The sequence below is a fragment of the Nonomuraea sp. B1E8 genome (genome assembly GCF_039871515.1).
Lineage (GTDB): Bacteria > Actinomycetota > Actinomycetes > Streptosporangiales > Streptosporangiaceae > Nonomuraea.
Map to the genome: position 1 here is coordinate 58,480 of NZ_JBDPLS010000003.1, position 20,352 is coordinate 78,831.

A 20,352-nucleotide genomic window follows, 5' to 3' on the forward strand; every position below is an offset into this window, starting at 1 on the left:
CGATGAAAGCGATCGTGACCGGCGGCGGTTCCGGCATCGGCCTGGCCACGGCCGCCGAGCTGACCGGGCGCGGGATGAAGGTCGTCTGCCTCGACCTCAACCCGCCGGGCGAGCCGTACATCGGGATCAAGGCGGACGTCACCGACGACGCCGGGGTCAGGTCCGCGGTGGCGGAGGCGGCCGAGCGCCTGGGCGGCATCGACGTGCTGGTCAACAACGCGGGCGTCGGCGCTCAGGGCACCATCGAGGACAACCCGGACACCGAGTGGCACAGGGTGTACGACATCAACGTGCTGGGCATGGTCCGGGTGGCGCGGGCGGCGCTGCCGTACCTCAGGAGGTCCGAGCATGCCGCCATCGTCAACGTCTGCTCGGTCGCGGCCACCGCGGGGCTGCCGAACCGGGCGCTCTACAGCGCGACCAAGGGCGCGGTGCAGTCGCTGACGCTCGCCATGGCCGCCGACCACATCCGCGAGGGCATCCGGGTCAACTGCGTCAACCCGGGCACCGCCGACACACCGTGGGTCGCCCGGCTGCTCGACGCGGCCGACGACCCGGAGGCGGAGCGGGCGGCGCTGAACGCCAGGCAGCCGATGGGCCGCCTGGTCACCCCGGAGGAGGTCGCCGCGGCGATCGCCTACCTCGCGGGCCCGCAGGCGAGCGCCACCACCGGCACCGTGCTCGCGGTCGACGGCGGCATGCAGGGGTTGCGGCTCAGACCCAACTGATCGAGAAAGGTGACACCCCCCATGAAGCTCGGATCGGCGGTCGCGGCGGCGGCCCTGTTGACGATCGTCACCGCGTGTGGCTCAGGGACCGCGGCGGGAGGAGGGAACGGCGGCACCAAGATCGGCATCGATCACCCGCGCGCCGACTCCGACTTCTGGAACTCCTACATCAAGTACGTTCCGCAGATGGCGGGCGAGCTCAAGGTCGACCTCATGCCCGCCACCAACTCGCAGAACGACGTGGCCAAGCTGGTCAACAACGTGCAGGCGCTGATCGGCCAGGGAGCCAAGGTGATCGTCATGGCCCCGCAGGACACCGGCGCGGTCGCCAACACGCTGCAGCAGCTGGAGAACAAGAAGATCCCCGTCGTGACCGTCGACACCCGGCCGGACAAGGGCAAGGTCTACATGGTCGTACGCGCCGACAACCGCGCGTACGGCACCAAGGCGTGCGAGTTCCTCGGCGAGAAGCTCGGCGGCAAGGGCAAGGTCGTGCAACTCCAGGGCGCGCTCAGCTCCATCAACGGCCGTGACAGGTCGGAGGCGTTCCTGCAGTGCATGAAGGCCAAGTTCCCCGGCATCACGGTCTTCAGCGAGCCGACCGACTGGGAGGGCAGCAAGGCGGCGTCCATGTTGCAGACCCGCCTGGAGCAGAACCCCGACATCAAGGGGATCTACATGCACGCCGGCGGTGTGCACCTGGCCCCGACGTTGCAGGTGCTCAAGCAGAAGGGGCTGCTCGTGCCGCCGAGCGACCCCAAGCACATCTTCGTCGTCTCCAATGACGGCATCCCGCAGGAGTACGAGGCGATCCGCAAGGGGGACATCGACGCCACCGTCTCGCAGCCGGCCGACCTGTACGCGAAATACGCGCTCTTCTACGCCAAGGCGGCGGCGGACGGCAAGACGTTCAAACCCGGCCCGACCGACCACGGCAGCACGATCATCCAGCTCCCGAACGGCCTGGAGGACCAGCTTCCCGCGCCGCTCGTGACCAAGGAGAACGTGGACGACAAGGCTCTCTGGGGCAACCAGGCCGGCTGATGAACCATCACGTCGCAGCCAGGAACATCGTCAAGCGGTTCGGCCCCACCACCGCGCTCGACGGCGCGGGCATCGAGATCGCCGAGGGCGAGACCCGCGCGCTCGTCGGCAGGAACGGCGCCGGCAAGTCCACCCTGGTGTCGATCCTCACCGGGCTCCTGCGGCCCGACCAGGGCGAAGTGCTGTTCTCGGGAGAGCCGGCCCCGCCCCTCGCCGACCGCGACGCCTGGCGGCGGCGCGTCGCCTGCGTCTACCAGCACTCGACGATCATCCCGGCGCTGTCGGTCGCCGAGAACCTCTTCCTCAACCGCCAGTCGGGCAGGGGCAGCGTGATCAGGTGGCGGGCGCTACGGGGCAGGGCGCGCGAGCTGCTGGACACGTACGAGGTGGACGTCGACGCGCAGGCACTGGCCGCGGACCTCACCGTGGAGCAGCGCCAGCTCGTCGAGATCGCCCGCGCGCTGTCGTTCGGGGCCAGGTTCATCATCCTCGACGAGCCGACCGCGAGGCTGGACGGGCCGGCCATCGAGCGGTTGTTCGCCCGCATGCGCTCCCTCCGCGAGCAGGGCGTCACGATGATGTACATCTCCCATCACCTCGACGAGGTCTACGAGATCTGCCAGAGCGTCACGGTGTTCCGCGACGCCCGCCACATCGTGACCAGCCCGGTCGCCGACCTCCCGCACGACGAGCTGGTCGCCGCGATGACGGGGGAGGCCACGGTCGCGTACGCGTCCCGCTCGCGCACGCCCGGCGACACCGTCGTGCTGTCGGGCGCGGGCCTGTCGCTCGCCGGCCGCTACCAGGACGTCGACCTCTCGGTCAGATCCGGCGAGGTCGTCGGTCTGGCAGGCTCCGCCAGCAGCGGCAAGGTCGGCCTCGCCGAGACGCTGGTCGGGCTGCACAGGGCCGATTCCGGCACGGTCACGGTCAACGGCAGGCGGATCCGGCCGGGCGACGTGCCCGCCGCGCTGCGGGCCGGGCTCGGTTGGGTGCCACAGGACCGCCATCGCGAGGGGTTCGTCCCGCGGCTGTCCGTGGGGGAGAACGCCACGTTCCCGATCGCCCGCAAGCTGGGGCGCTACGGCCTGGTGTCGCCGGCGCGCCGCCGGGCCAAGGCGGAGGAGATGATCGAAAGCTTGCACATCAAGACGGAAGGAGCCGATCAGCCGGTCGGCGACCTGTCCGGGGGCAACGCCCAGAAGGTGGTGTTCGCGCGGGCCCTCGTGGACGACCCGTCGGTGCTGGTGGTGATCAACCCGACCGCGGGCGTCGACGTCAAGGCCAAGCAGGCGCTGCTCGGCGCCGTCGAGGACGCCGTCGAGCGGGGCGCGGGCGCCGTGGTCGTCTCCGACGAGCTCGACGACCTGCGCATCTGCGACAGGGTGCTGGTGATGTTCCACGGCAGGGTCGTCAAGGACCTGCCGCGTGGCTGGACCGACCACGAGCTCGTGGCCGTGATGGAAGGCATGGAAGAGTGACCAGTTTGACTGTGCCGGCTCCCCGGGTGCGGCTGGCCCGGTTCCGCGACCTGACGCTCGTGCCGGTGATCGTGCTGCTGCTCGTCGTGGGCGCGTTCCTCGACCCGACCTTCCTGACGGTGGGCAACCTGACCAACGTGCTCCAGCAGCAGGCGGCGATCTCGCTGCTCGTGCTGGCCGAGGCGATGATCCTCATCGCCGGCAAGTTCGACCTGTCGCTGGAGTCGACGGTCGGCACCGCGCCCGCGATCGCCGTGATGCTCATCATCCCGGTGTCGGCGGGCGGATTCGGCATCGGCCTGCCGGGGACGCTGGTCATCCCGCTGGCGCTGCTGGTCGGCGCCGCCATCGGAGCGTTCAACGGTTTCCTGATCATCAGGTTCCAGCTGTCGGCGTTCATCGTCACGCTGGCCATGCTGATCGTCGTCCACGGCTTCCTGCAGGGGCCGACGGAGGGCAAGACGCTGTTCCAGCTGCCCGACTCGATCCTCTATCTCGGCAGCGCGCTGTGGCTGGGCCTGCCCGCGGCCGTCTGGATCGCCGGCGCGCTGTTCGCCGCCGGCATCTTCGCCCTCGGCTATCTCCGCGTCGGCCGCGCGCTCTACGCGATCGGCGGCAACGCCGACGCCGCCCGCGCGGCCGGCATCCGCGTCGACCGGGTGCTCTGGGGCGTGTTCATCCTGGGCGGCACGCTGGCGGCGCTGGCCGGGATCCTGGAGACGGGACGCCTCGGGGCGATCGGCAACAACCAGGGCGTCGGGTGGATCTTCATGGTGTTCGCGGCGGCCGTCATCGGCGGCGTCAGCATGGACGGCGGCAAGGGCACCATCCTGGGCGCGCTCACGGGCGTTCTGGTGATCGGCCTGGTGCAGAACATCCTCACGCTGATCGGCGTGTCGGGCTTCTGGCAGCCGGTCATCTACGGCGCGATCATCCTCATCGCGCTGATGATCAGCAGAATAGCGGGCGGGAAGGCACAAGATTGAACATGATGGAGCTGCCGCGCCACGGGCTCGGCGGGGCGCCCCTGGGCAACCTCTACGAGTCGGTCGCGGACGAGCAGGCCCGCGCCACGGTGGGCGCCGCGTGGGATCAGGGCGTGCGCCTGTTCGACACCGCGCCCCACTACGGGCTCGGCCTGTCGGAGCGCCGCATGGGCGCGGCGCTGGCCGGACGCTCGGGCTACGTGCTCTCCACGAAGGTCGGCCGCCTGCTGGTGCCCGCGTCGTCCGGGGACGTACGTGACGGCGAGGGCTTCGACGTGCCGGCCGCGATCGAGCGGGTGTGGGACTTCTCGGGCGACGGCGTACGCAGGTCGCTGGAGGAGTCTCTTGACCGCCTCGGGCTGCCGGCCGTCGACATCGTGTTCATCCACGACCCGGACGACCACGTCGACCAGGCGATCGCGCAGGCGTACCCGGCGCTGGCCGAGCTGCGCGACCAGGGCGTGGTGAAGGCGATCGGCGTCGGGATGAACCAGTGGCAGGCGCCGCTGCGCTTCGTCAGGGAGACCGGCATCGACGTCGTCATGCTCGCGGGCCGCTACACCCTGCTCGACCAGTCGGGCCTGCCGCTCCTGGAGGAGTGCGTCGAGCGCGGCGTCAGAGTGCTGGCAGCCGGGGTGTTCAACAGCGGCATCCTGGCGACGCACGAGCCGTCGGGCACCTACGACTACCGGCCGGCGCCGGCCGAACTGGTGGCGCGGGCCAGGAGCATCGCCGCCGTCTGCGAGCGGCACGGCGTCACGCTGCCCCAGGCGGCCATGGCCTTCCCGCTGCGCCATCCGGCCGTCGCGTCGATCGTCGTGGGCGCCCGCGCCCCCGAAGAGGTCCACACGAACGCCGCCCTGTGGTCCCGGCCGGTCCCCGGCATGCTCTGGGACGAGCTCAAGGCGGAAGGGCTGCTGCCGGGCTGACCCCGGCCGCTCACCCGGCCTCCCACAGGGCGCTCACGGGGATCGCGCGCATCCGGTCACCGAAGGACAGCGTCTGGGTGCCGGTGTGCAGGACGATCCCCGCGATCAGGTCGCCGCCGAGCCGATCGGCGAGGTGCCGCAGCCCCCTGAAGTCGTCGGCCCGGACGGTCGAGGCGGCCTTGACCTCGATGCCCACCGCCTCACCACGCCGGTTCTCCAGCACGGCGTCCACTTCGACTCCGTCCTTGGTCCGGTAGTGGTAGAGGTCGGCTGGGGTGTCCGACCACGTCAGCTGGCGTGCCAGCTCCATCAGAACGAATCCCTTGAGCAACGGGCCGAAAAGGCCGCTAGGACGAACGAGCCCGCGTGCGTCGATGCCGAGCAGGTTCGTCGCGATGCCGGAGTCCACGAAAGCGATCTTCGACGCGTGGACGGCGCGGCTGCTGAGATTGCGGGACCAGGCGGGAACACGTTTGATCAAATAGACCTCTTCGAGCAGGCTGAGGTATCTGGATGCCGTGCTCGCGGGCAATCCCAGCTCGCCGCCGACCGACCGACGTGCGAGCAACTGCCCGGATCGTGCGGCGAGCAGGCGAATCAGCGCATGCATGTCGGGCACCCGCTCGATTTCCGAAAGCTCACTCACGTCACGGGCGACCAGATCTCCTACGTAGGAATCGAAGAAGCGTTGCCGCCTCCGGACGTTCGTGCGGGTGACCGCTTCGGGGAAGCCTCCTCGAACGATGCGGTCCGCATAGTCCGCGCGCGTGACCTCGGACGTGTGACGCAGGTCGGTGCCTTGTGCGAAGACCGCGTCGATGAAGCGGTCAGGAGTGCCGTCGATCTCCCCCTGTGAGAAAGGCCAGAGTTCGATGGTCTCCATGCGCCCCACAAGGGTGTCCGGCAACGTCCGCAGGCCGAGTACGCGAGCGGAGCCCGTCAGCAAGTAGCGGCCGGGTCTGGGATCGGCGTCGACCTGCGCCTTGATGGACAGCAGCAGGTGCGGCACGCGTTGAACCTCATCGATGACCATCAGCCCCGGGAAGTCGACGAAACCCTCCGGATCGCTGACCGCCGCCTGGCGCACGAACTCTCGATCCAGATCTCGCCACTCCGCCGATGGTCCTTTGGCGACCTGTTTCACCAGTGTGCTCTTCCCGGACTGGCGCGCACCGTTGATCAGGACCACACGGGTGTCCGCCAGGGCTTCCGCCACGGCTGCTTCGGCATGACGGGACACCACCCGGCCGAGAGGAGTATTCACCATGGCTTCAGCATGGCACGTGAGCGGGCCATCAGTGGTGGTTTGGTCGCGAGCCTCATGGTGGTTTGGTCGCTATCTCTATGGTGAATAGGGCGCTGGCCTCGTGGTGGATTGGTCGCCGTCCTCGTGGTGGTTTGGACGCGCTCCTCGTGGTGGATCGGTCGCCACGGACGTGGGCGCCGCGGCCATGCCGGCGGCGGTGGATCGGATGGTCAGGAGGGGATGAACAGCCACGACTCGGACGGCCCCGGTTCGTACGGCGCGTCCAGACGCTTGGCCACCACCCCCGGCAACCCCTGTTCGCGGGCCGTCTGCCGCACCGGCCCCGCCTCGCCCGGCCAGGACGGCGCGGTCTGCCAGTGGGCGCCCGCGACATCGAGTGCTTCCAGCGCGGTCCTGCGGGCCGTGTAGGGCTGGTCCATCAGCGACTGCCCGTCGTCGTAGAGGAGGTCGTAGAAGACCAGGATCTCGGCGCCCCCGAGGGTGGCGAGCTCGCCGTCGAGCAGGGCCGTGCGGCTGCCGAACGACTCCGCCAGTTCGCGCAGCCACGGGTGCTCGCGGGATGCCGTGGTGCGGCCGCCCTCGACGGGCACCAGGAGCCGGCGCCCGCCCCACGCGAACTCGTAGGCGTAGGCGGAGGCGTCGCGCGGCGGTGTGGCGCGTTCGGTGGGCAGCATGGGCTCGACGTCGGGGAACGGGTCGCGGACCGGGGGGTCCATGCGGTGGATCATCCAGTTGTCGCCCCGGGTCCGGAACAGCACGAACCGGCCGGAGGCCCGCGTGCCGTGCAGGACGACCTTGACCTCGCGCTCCGACCACTTCTCCGTGTCGTACGTGCCGGTGTCCCAGATGGTCATGGTGCCGCCGCCGTACTCGCCCTTGGGGATCTCGCCGTGGAAGGTGAGGTATTCCATCGGGTGGTCCTCGGTGTGCACGGCCAGGTGGTTGGTGGCGGGGTCGGCGGGCAGTCCCTTGGGTACGGCCCAGGAGACCAGCACGCCGTCGCGTTCCAGCCGCAGGTCCCAGTGGAGCGACCGCGCGTGGTGCTCCTGGATGACGAACGCCCGGTCGTCTCCGGGGGCCGGGGGTTCGGCGGGGATGGGCTCGGGGGTGCGTTTGTCGTCGCGCTTGCTCCGATATCTCGCGAGTTTGTCGGACACAGCAGGGTCCTACCCGCCCGTGCTCTCTCTGATCATCAGCTCGTACGCCACCCGGACCTCCCTAGCCTCGGCCTGCGACCCCTTGGTCATGCGGGCGGCCAGCAGATCGACCGCCTGGCGGGCGATCGCCTGTTTGTCGGGGGAGATCGTGGTGATGGTCGGGGTGGCGTACCTGCCGTCCTCGATGTCGTCGAAGCCCGCCAGCGCCACCTCGCCGGGCACGGCGTGGCCGCGCTCCAGCAGCGTGCGCAGGGCGCCGAGGGCCAGCAGGTCGTTGAAGCAGAAGACCGCGTCGGGCGCCTGGCCCGAGTCGAGCAGCCGGGCCATCGCGCGCGCGCCGTCGGCGCGGTGGTAGGTCTCGACGTGCTGGACGAGCCGGTCGTCGGCGGGCAGGCCGGCTTCGGCGAGTGCCTCGAAATAGCCCGCCAGCCGCAGCCGTGACGTCTCCGCCGCGGCGTCGTCCTGGGCGCCGATCGCCGCGATGCGCCGCCTGCCGGTCGCGGCCAGGTGAAGGGTGGCCTCCTTGGCCGCCGCCACGTTGTCCACCACGACGTGGTCGGCGGGCCCGTCGTAGACGCGCTCGCCCAGCAGGACCATGGGCGTGTCGTCCATGCGGGCGGCCAGGTCCTCGGGCGTCAGCGCGAGCGGGCTGAAGATCAGGCCGTCGATCAGGTGGGCGCGGAACCCCTCGGCGACGAGCTGCTCGCGCTCGCGGGAGGCGCCCGTCTGGTCGATCAGCACGGTCAGCCCGTGTTCCTCCGCCGTGGTCACCACGAACCTGGCCAGCTCCGCGAAGTAGGGAATGTCCAGCTCGGGCACGGCCAGCGCGATGATCCCGGTGCGGCCCTGCCGCAGGTTCCTGGCCGACAGGTTGGGACGGTAGTTGAGCTCTTTGATGGCCGCCTCGACCCGGCTCCTGGTGGCGGAAGTGACGTGCACGTAGCCGTTGACGACGTTCGAGACGGTCTTCACCGAGACTCCGGCCAGCCTGGCCACGTCCTTGAGACCGACGCGGGGTTTCTCCATGACGTGTAAGTGTAAAACCTGTTTACAACGTTGAATACAACGATGTATAGATGGGCAGAGCCCCGAGAAGGAGGACTGCCCATGGAATCCGCCAAGCTCACCCTGGACCCGGCGTTCGAGGTCGGCCCGGTCGAAAGGCGACTGTTCGGCTCGTTCGTCGAGCACATGGGGCGCTGCGTGTACACGGGCGTGTTCGAGCCCGGGCACCCGCGGGCGGGCGACGACGGGCTGCGCCGCGACGTCATCGAGCTGACCAGGGAGATGGGCGTCACCACCGTGCGCTACCCGGGCGGCAACTTCGTCTCCAACTACGAATGGGAGGACGGCGTCGGGCCCGCCTCCGAGCGGCCCACCAGGCTCGACCTGGCCTGGCGGCAGATCGAGACGAACGCCTTCGGGCTGGACGAGTTCATGACCTGGATGCGCGAGGTGGACGCCGAGCCGGTGATGGCGGTCAACCTGGGCACCAGGGGCGTCCGGGAGGCGCGCGACCTCGTCGAGTACGCCAACTTCCCCGGCGGCACGCGGTGGTCCGACCTGCGGATCAAGCACGGCGTGCCGGAGCCGTACGGCATCAGGGTCTGGTGCCTGGGCAACGAGATGGACGGGCCCTGGCAGATCGGGGGCAAGACCGCCGACGAGTACGGCAGGCTCGCGTTCGAGGCGGCCAAGGCCATGCGCCGGGTGGACCCCGGCCTGGAACTCGTCGCCTGCGGCAGCTCGAACATGCGGATCGCGACGTTCGGCTCGTGGGAGGCCACGGTGCTGGAGCACTGCTACGACCAGGTCGACTACATCTCCGCGCACTCCTACTACGACCCGGTGGGCGGCAGCCGGGCCGACTTCCTGGCCTCGGCCGTGGAGATGGAGCAGCAGATCGAGGGCGTGATCGCCACCGCCGACCACGTGGCCGCCAAGCTCGGCAGCCGCAAGCGGCTCAAGGTCTCCTTCGACGAGTGGAACGTCTGGTCGCAGAGCCTGTTCGGCGGCGAGAGCAGCCTGGACTGGGAGCACGCGCCGCGCATCATCGAGGAGCAGTACGACGTGGCCGGCGCGGCCGTCGTCGGCAGCCTGCTCATCACCCTGCTCAACCACGCCGACCGGGTCGGCATCGCCTGCCAGGCCCAGCTCGCCAACGTGATCGCCCCCATCCGCACCGAGCCGGGCGGGCCCGCCTGGCGTCAGACGATCTTCCACCCGTTCGCGCTGACCGCCGCCCATGCCCGCGGCCGCATCCTGCGCGTGCAGGCCACGGCGCCGGTCATGCCGACCGAGCGGTATGGAGAGGTGCCCGTGCTGGCCACCGCGGCGACGCTGGACGACGACCGGCTCGCCGTCTTCGCGGTCAACCGCGGCGACCGGCCGCTGCCGGTGGAGATCGACCTGCGCGGCCTGCCGCAGGCGTCGGACCTCGCGCACGTCACGGTCGCCGACGACGACACGGGCGCGCGCAACACCGAGAGGGACCCGCACCGGGTCGAGCCGAGGGCCATCGACGGAGCGGCGATCGACGGCGACCGGCTCACCGCGGTCCTGCCGCCGGTGTCCTTCAACGTCCTGAAGGCGCGGCTCTCCTAGCGCCGGGAAGCGGCGGCGTGCCGCCCGGCGATCAGTCGAGCTCCAGGGCCCGGCGCAGCCACGACTCCACCCCGGCCACGTGCACGGTGGCCCAGGAGCGGGCGACGTCGGGCCGGCGGGCGGCGATGGCGTCGTAGATCGCGGTGTGCTGTTCCCTGGTCTTCTCCATCGCGCCCTCCTGCGTGAGCCCGCGCCAGATCCGCGCCCGGGTGGTCGGACCTGACAGGCTCTCGATGAACGAGCACAGCACACTGTTGCCCGACCCTCTGGCGATGCGCTGGTGGAACGTCAGGTCGTTGGCCACCAGCTCCTCGACCGTGGGTTCGGCGGGCAGCGCGTCGAGGATCTCGCGCAGCTCGGCGATGTCCTGGTCGGTCATCAGCTCGGTCGCCATCGCCGTGGCGGCCGGCTCGAGGATGCGGCGGACCTCGAAGAACTGCAGCACCGTGTCGTCGCGGTGCAGGTCGAGCACGAACGACATGGTGTCGAGCAGCAGGCGCGGCTCCAGGCTGGTGACGTAGGTGCCGTCGCCCTGGCGCACGTCGAGCACGTTGATCAGCGACAGCGCGCGCACGGCCTCGCGCAGCGAGTTGCGTGACAGGCCGAGCCGTTCGGCGAGGTCGGCCTCCTTGGGCAGCCGGTCGCCGGGGGCGAGCTCGCCGGTGACGATCATCTGCTTGATCTTGTCGATGGCCGCGTCGGTGACCGCCACGCTTCTCTCCCTAGACATCGGATGTCTAGGAGTCTAGGGCCTGGAAGCGGATCGGCTCGACACCGGCGTGGCGGCGCACGTGGCCCTGCACCTCCAGGGCGCGCAGGTGGGCCGCGGCCTCGCCGGCCGCCATGCCTCTCAGCATGGGGGACAGCTCTTCCCATGGCCTGTTCCAGGTCATCATCGCGGCGACCTCCCAGATGGTCAGCGGCTCCGGCCGCTCGGCCAGGAGGGCGCGCAGCCGTTGGAGCTTCTCCTCGTGATGGTCGCGGATCTCGGCCGCCCGCGCGGCCACATCCGGAAATGTCCATTCATGTGCCGGCAGTGCGTCCAGCGGCCCGAACCCGGCCACCCGGTCCAATGATTGCAGGAAATCAGCGAGCGGATCGACGTCGTCCCGGTCGTAGGGATAGATGCCGACGTGCGGGGTGATGCCGGGAAGGACGTGGTCACCGGTGAAGAGCCGATCGGCGTCCTCCAGGTGCAGGCAGATGTGGCCGGGAGTGTGGCCGGGCGTGTGCACGGCCCGCAGCCGGCGCCCCGGCAGGTCCACCAGGTCGCCGTCGCGCAGCTCGCGATCGGGCGGCGCCGGCGGCGCGGGACGGCCGCCCATCGCCTCGCGCGCCTCGCCGGGATCGGCCCCCGCCCGCCTGAGCATGTCGGACTGGAACGCGTCGTGCGCGTCACCCGCGTACTCGATCATGAGTCTGACCAGCGCCGCGTCGTCCTCGTGCATGGCGATCCAGGCACCGGACGCCTCCCTGACCTGCCCGGCGAGCCCGGCGTGGTCGGGGTGGAAATGGGTGACGACCACCCCGCGCACGGAGGCCACGTCCATGCCGAGCGCGGCCAGGCCGCCGCTCAGCGCCTCCCACGCCTCCGGGTGGTTCCACCCGGCGTCGACCAGCACCGGCCCCGCGGGTGACTCGACGGCGTAGACGAGCGTGTAGCCGAGCGGGTTGCCGGGGATCGGCACCGGCACGCTCCACACCCCGCCGCCGAGGTCCTGCGGACGTTGCTCGATGTACGGCCTGCGTCCGGTCTTCATACGCCCCCGATCGTGTTTCCCTGTGTGACAAGTGTGCTGAAGGATCAGCCGATGCGCTCCAGGATCGTCGCCGTGGCCAGCGCCCCACCCGCGCACATCGTCACCAGCGCGGTCGCCGAGTCCGACCGTTCCAGCTCGTGCAGGGCCGTGGTGATCAGCCGCGCTCCCGTGGCGCCCACCGGGTGGCCGAGCGCGATCGCGCCGCCGTTCGGATTGACCCGGTCCAGGTCGGGCTCGTGCACGCTCGCCCATGACAGCACCACCGACGCGAACGCCTCGTTCACCTCGAACCTGTCGATGTCGCCGATCGTCATGCCGGCCGCGGCGAGCGCCTTCGCCGTCGCGTCCACGGGCCCGTCCAGGTGGTAGTAGGGCTCCGCGCCGACGAGGGCCTGCGCCAGGATGCGCGCCCGGGGCCGCAGCCCGTGCCGGCGCGCCGCCCCCTCGTTCATCACCAGCACGGCCGCCGCTCCGTCGGAGATCTGGGAGGAGGTGCCCGCCGTGTGCAGCGCGCCCTCCGCCACCGGCCTGAGCCCGGCCAGGCTCTCCGCGGTGGTCTCGCGCAACCCCTGGTCCTTGCGCACCTCGCCGACGGGCACGATCTCCCGCTCGAACCGCCCGTCGCTCCACGCCTTGGCCGCCAGCCGCTGCGAGCGTGCCCCGAACCAGTCGAGCCGCTCGCGCGTCAGCCCGCGCCGCCGCGCGATCCGCTCGGCCGCCGTGAACTGGTCGGGCAGGTCGATGGCCCAGTCGTCGGGGCGCGGGCTGGCGGGGCGTACGTTGCTGCCCAGCGGCGCCCGGCTCATCACCTCGATCCCGCACCCGATGCCGGCCTCGATCACGCCCGCGCTGATCAGGGCCGCCGCCAGGTGCACCGCCTGCTGCGACGACCCGCACTGCGCGTCGATCGTGGTGACGCCCGTCTGGTAGGGCAGCCCGGCGTAGAGCCACGCGTGCCGGCCGACGTGCCCGCCCTGCTCGCCCGCCTGCGTCACGCAACCGGCGAACACCTGGTCGACGGCGGCCGGCTCAAGCCCGGAGCGCTGCACCAGCCCGTTCAGCGCCGTGGCCAGAACCTGTTGCGGTTTGAGATCGGCGAGCCAGCCCGCCCGCTTGCCGATGGGAGTGCGGACGGCCTCGACGATCACAGGTGTGCCCACTGTCGCCTCCAGAACGATGCTCTGGAGGCGACAGTAACGCGTTCTACTTTGTCGCGGAAGCCTCGGCCGGCAAAGTCTCCGGCAGGCCGAACGTGTCGAACAGGCGCTTCTCGAAGAACATCCCGACGTGGCTGATGTGCTCTCCGGAGAACGTCATCACCATCAGCGCGAACCGCTGGTGGACGCCGCCCTCGAGGTGGTAGAGCGCGTAGGCCGGCTGGCCGTTGGCCGCGATCGGCACCAGCCGCAGGTCGCCCGCCTTCTCCGCCGGGCAGCGCCCCTTGACGAGCTCGACGATCGTCCGCGGCCCTTGGTACCACCCCACGAACGGCGGCATCTCCCAGATCGCGTCCTCGGTGAACAGGTGGACCAGGCTGTCGATGTCGTAGCTCTCGAACGCCGCGACGTAGCGGTCGAGCTGGTCACGCTGCTCCGGCGTCAGCGGCTCGACCGGGTCGTCCATGGTCGGCGACACCTCCTTGAGCTGGGCACGGGCCCGCTGGTGGAGGCTGTTGACGGCCGCGGTGGAGACGCCGACAGCCTCGGCCACCTCGGCCGCCTTCCACCGCAGCACGTCGCGCAGGATCACCACCGCGCGCTGCCGGGGCGGCAGGTGCTGCAGCGCGGCGATCAGGGCGAGCCTGATGCTCTCGCGCGAGGTCACGATCGCGGCCGGGTCGTCGGCGCCCGCGCCCGCCAGCGCGTCGGGCACGGGCTCCAGCCACGGCACCTCGTGGTCCTGCACCAGAGGCGCGGTGGCCTCCGTGCTCGGCGCCCCGAGGCCCGTGGGCAGCGGCCGCCTGCCGCGGCTCTCCAGCGCGGTCAGGCAGGTGGTGGTGGCGATGCGATAGAGCCACGTACGCAGCGAGGAGCGGCCCTCGAAGCCGTCGTAGGCGCGCCACGCGCGGAAGTACGTCTCCTGGACGAGGTCCTCGGCGTCGTGCACCGAGCCCATCATCCGGTAGCAGTGCGCCAGCAGCTCGCGCCGCATCGGATCAGCCTGCCGAAGGAAGTCTTCGTTCGTCGGCTTGTCGGTCATACCCCCTGTATAAACGGCGCCACTGACATAACGGCGATTTCTTTACCTTCGGCCGGTCGAACCGGGTGGAACAATCATGAATCGGCAGGGAAACCACGACCGTTCGGCGGGCCCAGGGCGCGCTCCGTAACGGTGGCGCGCCACTGAAGGGTCAGCGGGCGTTTCCTGGAGGGCGGCCGGCCGGCGACGGCGGGTGGCCGGCCACGGCGGAGCCGTAAAGGATCTCAGATGTCGGCGAGCAGTCTGGTGGCGGCGGTCTCGATGCGGCGCTGGATCTGGTCGTACGTGCGCCGCCCGCGCAGCATCTCCAGCAACTCCTGCACCCACACGCTCGCCAGCGACCCAGCGAGGTCGAGCTGCTCCTCGCGGGCGTCCTCGATCGCCAGGCCGTCGGCCGAGACGCGCAGCAGCAGCCCCGTCATCCGGTCGCCGAACGGGGTCTGCACCTCGGCCATGATGAGGGAACGGATGAGCGCGTCGGCCAGCTCGGGCTCGCGCATGAGGCCGCGGGTCGCCCGCATCAGCACGTCGACCGCGCGGCTCGCCGGGGTGGCGGCGCCGGGCGGACGCCGCTCGATGCTGCTCTCCAGCAGGTCGATCTCCTCGCCGACCACCGCCACGACGAGATCCATCTTGGACGGGAAGTAGCGGTAGAGCGTGCCGAGCGCCACGCCCGCGCGCTCGGCCACCGTGCGCATCTGCATGGCCTCGACCCCGCCGCGCGAGGCCAGCGCCGCCGCGGCCTGGACGATGCGCTTGCGGCGCTGGTGCTGGCTGCGGCTACGGACGCTGTGCCCGCCGGGGGCGGGGAGGCTGTCGACGGGCCCGTCGACGGGCCCGTCGGTGTCGCCGGAGGGCGCGGAGGGCGTCGCGTGCGTGGTACGCATGAGAACACGTTATCTGATCTCTCGATGGCGCGGCTTGTTACTCGCGGGTTACAAACTTGCCGTATAGCCCCATGTCTATGGGGTTACAGGCGTATATCCCGACTTATTGGGATCGGTGGCTACTGGACAGACATTAGAATCTGTTCTAGTTTGCGATTCGTCTTACCTAGCGCTTGCTGGAGGAGCGATGATCGCGGACATGCTCGCGTCCCTGCTTCTCGCCCGGGCCGACGACGACCGGCCGGGGCTCGGCATCGCGACCCTGCCCCTGCCCTTCCGGCGCCCTGAGGCCGCCTACGCCCCAGCCGTGGCGTCGGGGGCGGCGCTGGCGTTGCGGCGGCGTTCCTGGCCTTCCTTGCGTCGCGCCGCGACCTGGGCGCCAAATCCTTACCCCGCTATATCCGTCTTTCTGATCACCTACCCCAGACGCCGTCGCACAAGGTCATCAAGCGGATCCTCGCCCGCGAGGCCTGGCGAGCCGCCGGCCCGGTCTGGCTCCGCACCCCCACCGGGTTCCGGCCGCTGACCGACGCGGACGTCAAGGGGATCGAGGAGGAGTTCGTACGGCACGGCAGGCACCACCTCTTGGAGCGGTGATGGATTTCAACTTGGACGAGACCCAGCAGGATCTGAAGAAACTGGCGGCCGAGGTCCTGGCCAGGGAAGGGGACGAGGACCGGCTCTGGGAGGCCGGGCTCATGGGCGTGTGCGTCCCCGAGGCGGCGGGCGGGGCCGGGCTCGGGCCGGTGGAGATGGCCGTGCTGCTGCGCGAGGTGGGGGCGCGGGCGGCGCCTGTCCCCGCGCTCGCCACGTTGGTGAGCACGCTGGCCCTGGCCCGCTATGGCAGCCCTGACCAGCAGCGTCGCGTCACCCGGGCCACCGTGGCGCTCCGCGAGCCCGGCCGCGCCCTGACCGATCCGCCCGTGGCGGCCGCGCGCCGGGCGTCCGGTGCGGGCGATGGCGGGTGGGAGCTGACGGGGCGGAAGGTGTCGGTGCCCCATCCCGGTGCGGCGGTGCTGGTCGCCGCCGACGAAGGGCTGTTCCTGGTCGAGGGTCCCTCCGGCGGGGTGTCCGGGGGCGGGGTGCGCGGGATGGAGGTGATCCCCGAGTTCGCCTCCACCGGCGAGCCCGCGGCCACCCTCGTGCTCGACCGGACCCCGGCCGAGCGGGTGAGCGGGCCGGAGGCGGTGGACGGGACCAGGCGGCTGTTCATGGCAGCGGCCGCCGCCCAGGCCGCCGGCGTCCTCGCGGGGGCGCTGGAGCTGACCACCTCGTACGTCAGGACGCGCCGGCAGTTCGGCCGGGCGCTGGCCGAGTTCCAGGCGGTGACCATGCAGATCGCCGACGTCTACATCGCGGGAAGAGCGCTCGACGTGGCCGTGTGGTCGGCGGCCTGGCGGCTGGGGGAGGGGCTGCCGGCCGACCAGGACCTGGCGCTGGCCGCGTACCACGTCGGTGAGGCCGTCAAGGCGCTCCACACCTGCCAGCACCTGCACGGCGGGCTGGGCCTCGACGTGACCTACCCGCTGCACCGCTACTTCGCGCAGGCCAAGCACCTGTCCCACCTGCTCGGCGGCGCCGACGCCCAGCTCGACCTGATCGGAGCGCTCGTCTGATGCTGATCGACCTCACTCCTGAGCAGCGCGCGCTCCGGGACGAGTTGCGCGAGTACTTCCAGGGTTGCCTGACCGCCGATGACCGCAGGAAGATCGCCGGGGACCCGTTCGGCGAGACGTACATGGAGCACTGCCGCCGCCTCGGCCGCGACGGCAAGCTCGGCCTGGGCTGGCCCAAGGAGTACGGCGGCGGCGGTTACGGCCCTCTGGAGCAGCAGATCTTCGCCAACGAGATCGCCCGCGCCGGCGTGCCGTACCCGATCATCACGGTGCAGACGGTCGGGCCCACGCTCATGCAGTACGGGACGCGGGAGCAGAAGGACTTCTTCCTGCCGCGGATCCTCGCCGGCGAGTGCCACTTCGCCATCGGTTACAGCGAGCCGGAGGCGGGCACCGACCTGGCCTCCCTGCGGACCACGGCGGTGCTCGACGGCGACCACTACGTCGTCAACGGGCAGAAGATCTTCACCAGCGGAGCGCACTACGCGCAGTACATCTGGCTCGCGGCCCGTACGAATCCCGAGGCCAGAAAGCACAAGGGCATCACCATGATGATCGTCGCCACGGACGACCCCGGCTTCTCGTGGACGCCGATCGTCACCATGGACGGCCGCCACCACACCAACGCCACCTACTACTCCGACGTGCGGGTCCCCGTGAACATGGTGGTCGGCGAGGTGGACCGGGGCTGGGACCTGATCGTCAACCAGCTCAACCACGAACGCGTCACCCTGGGCCCCGCGGGGAACCTCGGCCAGACCTACGACCGTTTCCTCGCCTGGGCCCGCCGTACGGGCCTGGCCGACCATCCGGACGTACGGCGCGCGCTGGCCAGGGTGTGGGCGGCGTTCCGCACCAACGAGCTGCTCAACTGGCAGGTCGCGGCGAACATGGACCTCGGCTGGCTGGGGGCTCCCGACGCGTCGGCCACCAAGATCTACGGCTCGGAGCGGATGCAGGAGGCGGGCAGGATCGTCGGCGACACCCTGGCCAGGTACGGCGACCCGTCCGACCCGGAGACGGCCGAGCTGCTCGAACGCGTGGACCACGGGGTCAAGGGCGCGGTGGTGCTGACGTTCGGCGGCGGGGTGAACGAGGTGCAGCGGGAGCTGATCGCGATGCTCGGCCTGGGCCTGCCGAGGCCCCCGCGATGAGCGGCCAGAGACCCGGGACCCGCGCTCCCGCGATGAGCGAGGACGAGCTGCACGAGCTCGCGGGCAAGCAGGCGGCGCTGGGCGAGGTGCGCGGCGCCCCGGCTCCCGACCCCGTGAACGAACCCATGATCCGGCACTGGCTGGCCGCCATGGGCGACGCCAACCCGGCCTACCTGGACAAGGGCCTGGCCCCGCCCGCGATGGCGCAGGTGTGGACCATGCAGGCCGCGCGGGCCAAGGACCGCTCGCCGGTGGACGACCTGCTGGCCGCGCTCGACGCCGGCGGCTACACGGGCGTGGTGGCGACGAACTGCGAGCAGACCTACCACCGCTACGCGCGCCTGGGGGAACGGCTGACGCCCGCCACCAGGTTCACGGACCTGGCGGGCCCCAAACGGACCGCCCTCGGCGTGGGCTACTTCGCCACCTGGAACGTCACCTGGTACGGCGACGGCGACGAGCCGGTGGCGGAGATGCTCTTCCGCGTGCTCAAGTTCCGGCCGCGGGAAGGCGCCCGCGAGGAGCGGCCGCCGTACCCGCTCCAGCCGGCGACCAACCAGGACACGGCGTTCTTCTGGGAGGGCGCGAAGAGCGGCGAGTTACGCATCCAGACCTGCGCCGACTGCGGGCGGTTACGCCACCCGCCGGGCGCCCTGTGCCCCCGCTGCCGCTCCTCCCGCCTCACCTACACGGTCGCGAGCGGCCGCGGGACCCTCTACAGCTACGTCGTCCACCACCATCCGCCGGTGCCCGGCCGCGAGACCCCGTTCGTGGTGGGCGTGGTGGAGCTGCCGGAGGGTGTACGGATCGTCGGCAACGTCGTGGACTGCCCGGCCGGGCAGGTGGAGATCGGCATGGGGCTGCGCGTGACGTACCGGCCGATGGACGACCGGCTCGTCCTTCCGATGTGGGCCCCGGAGGAGCCGTGACGCGAACGCTGACAGCGGACGAGGTCGAGGCCGGCTCCGAGCTGCCGGAGTCGTCGATCGACCTCACGCCCACCGTGGTCGTCTCGACCGCCCTGGCCACCATGGACTTCACCCCGGTGCACCACGACCGGGAGCGGGCCCGCGCCCAGGGCGCTAAGGACATCTTCCTCAACATTTTGACCACCATGGGCCTGGTCGAACGGTACGTCACCGACTGGGCGGGCCCCGAGGCCGTCATCAGGGCCATCGACGTCAAGCTCGGCGTCCCCGCGTACGCGGGCGACCGCCTGAGCTTCACCGGGACGGTCGTGTCGCGCGAGGGCGGCCACGTCACGGTCGAGGTGCGCGGCAGGGTGAGCCTGGGCGTCCACGCCACCGCCACCGTCTCCCTGACCCTTCCCCCAGCCGGATGAACCAGAAGGAGCAGGCGTTGTCGCGAACGAGCGCCGCCATCGCGGGCATCGGCGCCACCGAGTTCAGCAAGAAGTCAGGACGGTCGGAGCTGCGGCTCGCCGCCGAGGCCGTGCTGTCGGCGCTGGACGACGCCGGGCTGTCCCCCGGCGACGTGGACGGACTGGTGACCTTCACCCAGGACGCCAACCAGGAGATCGCAGTCGCCAGGGAGACCGGCATCGGCGAGCTGACGTTCTTCTCCCGCGTCGACTACGGAGGCGGCGCGGCCTGCGGGACCGTGGCGCAGGCCGCCATGGCCGTGGCGACGGGCCTGGCCCGTACGGTGGTGTGCTACCGCGCCTTCAACGAACGTTCGGGACGCCGCTTCGGCCAGCCGAAGGCCGGGTTGGGCGGCGAACCCACCTCGCAGGGGCTGGAGATGAGCTGGCACGTGCCGTTCGGGCTGATGACGCCGGCGGCGTGGGTGGCCATGTTCGCGCAGCGTTACCTGCACGTGCACGGCGCGACCTCCGAGGACTTCGGCCGGGTGGCGGTGGCCATGCGCAGGCACGCGGCCACCAACCCGGCCGCCTGGTTCTACCAGCGGCCCATCACGCTGGAGGAGCACCAGGCGTCGAGGTGGATCGTCGAGCCGCTGCACCTGCTCGACTGCTGCCAGGAGAGCGACGGCGCGGTGGCGCTCGTCGTGACCGGCGCGGAGCACGCCCGCGACCTGCGCCGCTCCCCGGCGGTCATCACCGCGGCGGCCCAGGGGGCGGGCGCGGACCAGATGATGATGACGAGCTACTACCGGGACGACATGACCGGCCTTCCCGAGATGTCGGTCGTCGCCCGGCAACTCTGGGAACAGTCCGGCCTGACGCCCCAGGACATCCAGACCGCCATCCTGTACGACCACTTCACCCCGTTCGTGCTCACCCAGCTGGAGGAGCTCGGCTTCTGCGGTCGCGGCGAGGCGCCGGAGTTCGTCAAGGACGGAGGCATCGAGCTGGACGGCCGCCTGCCGGTCAACCCGCACGGCGGGCAGCTCGGGGAGGCGTACATCCACGGCATGAACGGCATCGCGGAGGCGGTGCGCCAGATCAGGGGCACCGCCGCCAACCAGCTCACCGGCGTCACGAACGTCCTGGTCACGGCGGGAACTGGCGTGCCCACCAGCGGCCTCATCCTGTCCGCGGGCTGACCCGCCGGCCCGGG

The 20,352-nt window shown here is 70.9% G+C and carries 19 protein-coding genes; 11 read left to right on the top strand and 8 right to left on the bottom strand.

What is annotated here, in order from left to right; all coding sequences use genetic code 11:
- Positions 1–2 precede the first annotated feature (2 nt).
- From ABGA98_RS12475 to ABGA98_RS12495, 5 genes are read left to right on the top strand one after another with little or no spacing between them, the layout of a single operon-like run.
- The gene (locus ABGA98_RS12475) at positions 3–728 is read left to right on the top strand and encodes an SDR family oxidoreductase (RefSeq protein ID WP_347618859.1); all 726 of its coding nucleotides are present in this window, start codon (positions 3–5) and stop codon (positions 726–728) included.
- 21 nt (positions 729–749) lie between these two features.
- Complete coding sequence (locus ABGA98_RS12480; RefSeq protein WP_347618398.1) at positions 750–1,772, top strand: sugar ABC transporter substrate-binding protein; 1,023 nt, start codon at positions 750–752, stop codon at positions 1,770–1,772.
- Positions 1,772–3,253, top strand: a complete 1,482-nt coding sequence (locus tag ABGA98_RS12485) for a sugar ABC transporter ATP-binding protein (RefSeq protein WP_347618399.1) — start codon at positions 1,772–1,774, stop codon at positions 3,251–3,253. The genes ABGA98_RS12480 and ABGA98_RS12485 overlap by 1 nt, the downstream gene beginning before the upstream one ends.
- Positions 3,250–4,239: an ABC transporter permease gene (locus ABGA98_RS12490; protein WP_347618400.1), complete on the top strand. Its 990-nt coding sequence runs from the start codon at positions 3,250–3,252 to the stop codon at positions 4,237–4,239. The genes ABGA98_RS12485 and ABGA98_RS12490 overlap by 4 nt, the downstream gene beginning before the upstream one ends.
- Positions 4,240–4,241: 2 nt before the next feature.
- Positions 4,242–5,168, top strand: coding sequence for an aldo/keto reductase (locus tag ABGA98_RS12495; protein ID WP_347618401.1), 927 nt, complete (start codon positions 4,242–4,244; stop codon positions 5,166–5,168).
- A gap of 10 nt (positions 5,169–5,178) precedes the next feature.
- Here ABGA98_RS12495 and ABGA98_RS12500 read toward each other — a convergent pair whose 3' ends face one another.
- From ABGA98_RS12500 to ABGA98_RS12510, 3 genes are all read right to left on the bottom strand, one after another.
- Entirely contained in the window at positions 5,179–6,435 is a 1,257-nt protein-coding gene (locus ABGA98_RS12500) for an ATP-binding protein (RefSeq protein WP_347618402.1), read from the bottom strand.
- A 209-nt stretch (positions 6,436–6,644) separates the two neighbouring features.
- On the bottom strand, positions 6,645–7,592 hold the full coding sequence (locus ABGA98_RS12505) for a DNA polymerase ligase N-terminal domain-containing protein (protein ID WP_347618403.1): 948 nt from the start codon (positions 7,590–7,592) through the stop codon (positions 6,645–6,647).
- A 9-nt stretch (positions 7,593–7,601) separates the two neighbouring features.
- Positions 7,602–8,618: a LacI family DNA-binding transcriptional regulator gene (locus tag ABGA98_RS12510; RefSeq protein ID WP_347618404.1), complete on the bottom strand. Its 1,017-nt coding sequence runs from the start codon at positions 8,616–8,618 to the stop codon at positions 7,602–7,604.
- Positions 8,619–8,699: 81 nt separating this feature from the next.
- Here ABGA98_RS12510 and ABGA98_RS12515 point away from each other — a divergent pair, with 81 nt between their 5' ends.
- Positions 8,700–10,196 (top strand): alpha-N-arabinofuranosidase, encoded by a 1,497-nt coding sequence (locus ABGA98_RS12515; protein WP_347618405.1) that lies wholly within the window; start codon positions 8,700–8,702, stop codon positions 10,194–10,196.
- Positions 10,197–10,227: 31 nt separating this feature from the next.
- Here the strand turns inward: ABGA98_RS12515 and ABGA98_RS12520 are convergent, their stop codons facing one another.
- The 5 genes from ABGA98_RS12520 to ABGA98_RS12540 all read right to left on the bottom strand — a co-directional run bounded on the left by ABGA98_RS12520 (position 10,228) and on the right by ABGA98_RS12540 (position 15,042).
- Positions 10,228–10,908, bottom strand: coding sequence for a FadR/GntR family transcriptional regulator (locus tag ABGA98_RS12520; protein ID WP_347618406.1), 681 nt, complete (start codon positions 10,906–10,908; stop codon positions 10,228–10,230).
- 25 nt (positions 10,909–10,933) lie between these two features.
- Complete coding sequence (locus ABGA98_RS12525) at positions 10,934–11,956, bottom strand: MBL fold metallo-hydrolase (RefSeq protein ID WP_347618407.1); 1,023 nt, start codon at positions 11,954–11,956, stop codon at positions 10,934–10,936.
- Between the two features lie 44 nt (positions 11,957–12,000).
- On the bottom strand, positions 12,001–13,116 hold the full coding sequence (locus tag ABGA98_RS12530) for a steroid 3-ketoacyl-CoA thiolase (protein ID WP_347618408.1): 1,116 nt from the start codon (positions 13,114–13,116) through the stop codon (positions 12,001–12,003).
- A 43-nt stretch (positions 13,117–13,159) separates the two neighbouring features.
- Positions 13,160–14,155, bottom strand: a complete 996-nt coding sequence (locus tag ABGA98_RS12535) for a sigma-70 family RNA polymerase sigma factor (protein ID WP_347618409.1) — start codon at positions 14,153–14,155, stop codon at positions 13,160–13,162.
- Between the two features lie 224 nt (positions 14,156–14,379).
- A complete protein-coding gene (locus ABGA98_RS12540) occupies positions 14,380–15,042 on the bottom strand; it encodes a TetR family transcriptional regulator (protein WP_347618410.1) in 663 nt (220 codons plus the stop codon).
- A gap of 596 nt (positions 15,043–15,638) precedes the next feature.
- Between ABGA98_RS12540 and ABGA98_RS12545 the strand changes: the two genes are divergently transcribed.
- Genes ABGA98_RS12545 through ABGA98_RS12565 form a run of 5 tightly spaced genes read left to right on the top strand, consistent with a single transcriptional unit; the run spans position 15,639 to position 20,338 of the window.
- The gene (locus tag ABGA98_RS12545) at positions 15,639–16,658 is read left to right on the top strand and encodes an acyl-CoA dehydrogenase family protein (protein WP_347618411.1); all 1,020 of its coding nucleotides are present in this window, start codon (positions 15,639–15,641) and stop codon (positions 16,656–16,658) included.
- Positions 16,658–17,812: an acyl-CoA dehydrogenase family protein gene (locus tag ABGA98_RS12550; RefSeq protein ID WP_347618412.1), complete on the top strand. Its 1,155-nt coding sequence runs from the start codon at positions 16,658–16,660 to the stop codon at positions 17,810–17,812. Before ABGA98_RS12545 ends, ABGA98_RS12550 begins: the two co-directional genes overlap by 1 nt.
- 32 nt (positions 17,813–17,844) lie before the next feature.
- Complete coding sequence (locus ABGA98_RS12555; protein WP_347618413.1) at positions 17,845–18,741, top strand: bifunctional MaoC family dehydratase N-terminal/OB-fold nucleic acid binding domain-containing protein; 897 nt, start codon at positions 17,845–17,847, stop codon at positions 18,739–18,741.
- Positions 18,738–19,154, top strand: a complete 417-nt coding sequence (locus ABGA98_RS12560; RefSeq protein WP_347618414.1) for a MaoC/PaaZ C-terminal domain-containing protein — start codon at positions 18,738–18,740, stop codon at positions 19,152–19,154. The genes ABGA98_RS12555 and ABGA98_RS12560 overlap by 4 nt, the downstream gene beginning before the upstream one ends.
- Before the next feature lie 17 nt (positions 19,155–19,171).
- Positions 19,172–20,338, top strand: a complete 1,167-nt coding sequence (locus tag ABGA98_RS12565; protein ID WP_347618415.1) for a lipid-transfer protein — start codon at positions 19,172–19,174, stop codon at positions 20,336–20,338.
- The last annotated feature ends 14 nt before the right edge of the window (positions 20,339–20,352 follow it).